The 3,086-nt window shown below is 31.7% G+C and carries 5 protein-coding genes; all 5 read right to left on the bottom strand.

Annotation, left to right across the window (positions count from 1 at the left end):
• Positions 1-205: 205 nt before the first annotated feature.
• On the bottom strand, positions 206-562 hold the full coding sequence (locus J4050_RS15030) for a helix-turn-helix domain-containing protein (RefSeq protein WP_208155437.1): 357 nt from the start codon (positions 560-562) through the stop codon (positions 206-208).
• Between the two features lie 2 nt (positions 563-564).
• Complete coding sequence (locus tag J4050_RS15025; RefSeq protein ID WP_208155436.1) at positions 565-858, bottom strand: type II toxin-antitoxin system HigB family toxin; 294 nt, start codon at positions 856-858, stop codon at positions 565-567.
• Between the two features lie 212 nt (positions 859-1,070).
• Positions 1,071-1,646 (bottom strand): helix-turn-helix domain-containing protein, encoded by a 576-nt coding sequence (locus tag J4050_RS15020; protein WP_208155435.1) that lies wholly within the window; start codon positions 1,644-1,646, stop codon positions 1,071-1,073.
• Positions 1,639-2,124: a hypothetical protein gene (locus J4050_RS15015; RefSeq protein WP_208155434.1), complete on the bottom strand. Its 486-nt coding sequence runs from the start codon at positions 2,122-2,124 to the stop codon at positions 1,639-1,641. The genes J4050_RS15020 and J4050_RS15015 overlap by 8 nt, the downstream gene beginning before the upstream one ends.
• Positions 2,125-2,400: 276 nt before the next feature.
• The gene (locus tag J4050_RS15010; protein ID WP_208155433.1) at positions 2,401-2,964 is read right to left on the bottom strand and encodes a hypothetical protein; all 564 of its coding nucleotides are present in this window, start codon (positions 2,962-2,964) and stop codon (positions 2,401-2,403) included.
• Positions 2,965-3,086 lie beyond the last annotated feature (122 nt).

The following is a 3,086-nucleotide window of genomic DNA, read 5'->3' as shown; positions in this document are numbered from 1 at the left end:
CTTGCTTTAAGGACGATAGTGCGAAGCACGTAGTAATTAAAGTTCGCCTTTGGCGAATGTGTTCTCATCGGTCTCGGCTATGAGTAGTTGCGTGGGTTAGCACGGACTTTTGCAAGTACACAACAAGCTGAAAATCCGCGAGGATTTTCAGAAGTAGGCGAGAACGAGCAATTACTTATAGCCATTGTTGGCAACTGGCTTTTTATTAATAATCTTGAACCAAAACTTCAGTCGGAATATGAAGCGTTGTATTCAGTTTTCTAATCATTCCTAAAGTCAGTTTGCGTTTTTTACTTAAAATCTCACTAACTCGACTTTTAAATCCGACAACTTCTGCTAAATCCTTTTGTTTCATTCCCATCTGTTCCATTCGGAATTTGATTGCCTCAATTGGGTCAGGCATTCCAATTGGAAAGTTCTCATTTTCATATTTGTCAATTAAGATTGAAAGGATTTCCAATTCATCTCCTTCATCAGTTCCTTTTTTTGCTTCAAAAATCTCTTCAAGTCTATTCAGAGCGTTTTGATAGTCTTTTTCGTTTCTAATTGGTGCTATTTTCATAATCAGATGTTATTTGCGTCTATTTTATCATATTCTGCGTGAGTCCCGATGAACCTTATCCAGCATAATTGAAATTCAAAATTGAACTTTACAATTAGTCGGTAGTTATTTCCTTTAATGTTATAAACAATTCTGTTGTCTTTTAAAATACTTGCACTTGGATATTCATTTTTTAATTCATTAATATTTTTCCATTCTGATTTTTCGGTTTCTCTATACCAAGACTTTAATTGTTCCTCGCAGTCGGCATGTTTTTTCCAAAAATCTCGTAAAGTTCGTTTCGCTATTACTCTCACATTATACTTGTTTGTCGCAAATATAATAAAAAAAGTTACCAAATTGGTAATAAATTTTCTTTTCCAGCTTGTTGCCAACGGTCTCGTGTATGATTTCGTTGCGTGTTTAAGCACTAAAGTTAGTAAATAATAACGGATAGAAAATTCCAGCGGAATTTTCGTAATTAAGCCTTTACTAGCAATGAATTATACACAATGTTGTACGCTGGCTTTTATCTTAAAAATTTAATTTTCGGATTGTAAATTATATCATTTCCATTACTAATTCTTAATGTATTTAATAAAATGAAAATCAAATTGATAAAGTACATAACTCCAATAATAATAAAAATCCTACTTAGAGTAAAACTTTCTAATATTTCAATTTTTGAAAAGAGAAACCATAAAAAAGGAATAGAAAACAGAAGTAATGTCCAAGTTATCTCAAAATTGATTAAATCTTTCCCTAGTTTATTGATGTTTTTAATTTTTCCTTTTCTTGATGTCCACAATATAAATGGTATTAAAATTCCAAGTAGAGGGAAGAACAGAAAAGTTAGAGCAGAGAGATTTAGAAATGTCAAATATCTTTTGTCCTCTTTTATAGACCAATCAATTAATTCATCTGGATTTACATTCAACGCATTTGATAATCGTTTGAGTGATTCACCTGTTGGATTTGTCTCTCCATTTTCAATTCGTTGAATAGTTCTCAAACTTAACCCTGATTCTTCGGCTAGAAACTCTTGAGACATACCTTTTTGTTTTCTTAATTCTTTTATTCTTAGTCCTAAGAGATTCTTATTCATTTTCTAAAGTATTAGTTTTTCGTATTGCTCCTTTTCTGTTTCTCATAATTGTAAGTGTTATAGAGCCTAATATAAATCCAGGTATGATTTGTACCAGAGATCCATAACCTACATGATTTAATAGAGCTTGTCCAAAATTATTAAAATATAATCCATAATGAGTGCCTATTTCCCAGTTAGTGTCAATCCACCAAAGTAAAGCTACAGGAAACCTTGAAATAGGCGAATAAATTAGCAAACTTAAAAATAGTAAACGATAGGCGTGTTTTTCATTATATAACTTTATTCCCCAATAAATTGCAAATCCCAACGTCAGCCAAAGTAATCCGATAATGAAAATTGCATTATCCGGTAATCCTATAAGTTCAAGTGAGAAGCGAATAGGTGTTAAAATTAATGCAATTATTATTGGGATTTTTGCGAGTTTAATAGCTCGATAAACTGTTGAGTTTTGATTGATGTCTAATTCTGTTTCCATTAAAATAACTATGATTAAATGTTTGAAACAAAAGTAAAACAGTGGCGGGGACATTGATGTCGTCATGTTTATGACATTATTACGTCATCTATGTTCAATATGAGAAGAATCAATAAACAGAACTTATTTTTCAGTTTGCGTACAACGTGATTGTATATTGAAAGTTGCGTGTTTGTGTGCGAGGATTTTCCGAAGGAAAATCAGACGTAGCAAACGTGCAACTACCTTTGTTTTAGCACAACACCAGCAATTTTTAATTTACGGTGTTGTAGCACGTTATTTTTTATTTTTATAAAGTTCAATCGCCTTTAAATATTTAATTCCGCCACCTTTAGTTTGGTCGTTTAAAAATCCATTCAATTCAGGATGATTTTCCGCAATCCAATTTACAAGTTCATCTCTGTTTTTAATAAATTCCTCAACGTTAAACGAGGCAGATGTCCTGTTGATATTCTTTATTTTATTATTCTCAAATTGGATAATTTCGTCTGTAATAATAGGTTCGTGATGAAGAAAGGAAATTCGCTTGTCCGTTTTTGAAATTTTAGCTTTTACAATTCCATTTTCTTTTTCGATTTTGAGTATTTCATAAGTCGGTTGGAATACAGAATCCCAATTTACCCATTCAGCGTATTCATTTCCACTATATTTTTGTTCAAATCCGTCGTCAATGGTCGTAAATCTCTCGGTAATTAATTCAGTTGTTTTTGAAGGGTTTGAATTGTCAATCGCAATGTAGAATTTTTTAGCAATTTCCAATTTGTCAGATTCCTTTTCAGGATTTTTACAGGAAATAATTCCGATTGCTAAAAAGAATAGAAAAACTACGATTTTGTTCATTCGTATGTTGGTTGGTTTTAATGTGCTACAACTGCAGGGTTAAACGTAGTTCTGCTTTGAGAATGAAAAGATAATAAATTCTTAAACAATAATTAGAGAAGGCGACTTCCTTATAATCTCTA

Origin of the sequence: Winogradskyella pelagia, from assembly GCF_017581965.1 — a bacterium.
Classification (GTDB): Bacteria; Bacteroidota; Bacteroidia; order Flavobacteriales; family Flavobacteriaceae; genus Winogradskyella; species Winogradskyella pelagia.
This window is presented reverse-complemented; position numbering and strand designations above follow the sequence as displayed.

What these genes read in the sequence shown, in the direction of transcription:
- J4050_RS15015 (WP_208155434.1), bottom strand. Translation starts at nt 2,124, where the DNA reads ATGGAAACAGAATTAGACATCAATCAAAACTCAACAGTTTATCGAGCT.
- J4050_RS15030 (WP_208155437.1), bottom strand. Translation starts at nt 562, where the DNA reads ATGAAAATAGCACCAATTAGAAACGAAAAAGACTATCAAAACGCTCTG.
- J4050_RS15020 (WP_208155435.1), bottom strand. Translation starts at nt 1,646, where the DNA reads ATGAATAAGAATCTCTTAGGACTAAGAATAAAAGAATTAAGAAAACAA.
- J4050_RS15010 (WP_208155433.1), bottom strand. Translation starts at nt 2,964, where the DNA reads ATGAACAAAATCGTAGTTTTTCTATTCTTTTTAGCAATCGGAATTATT.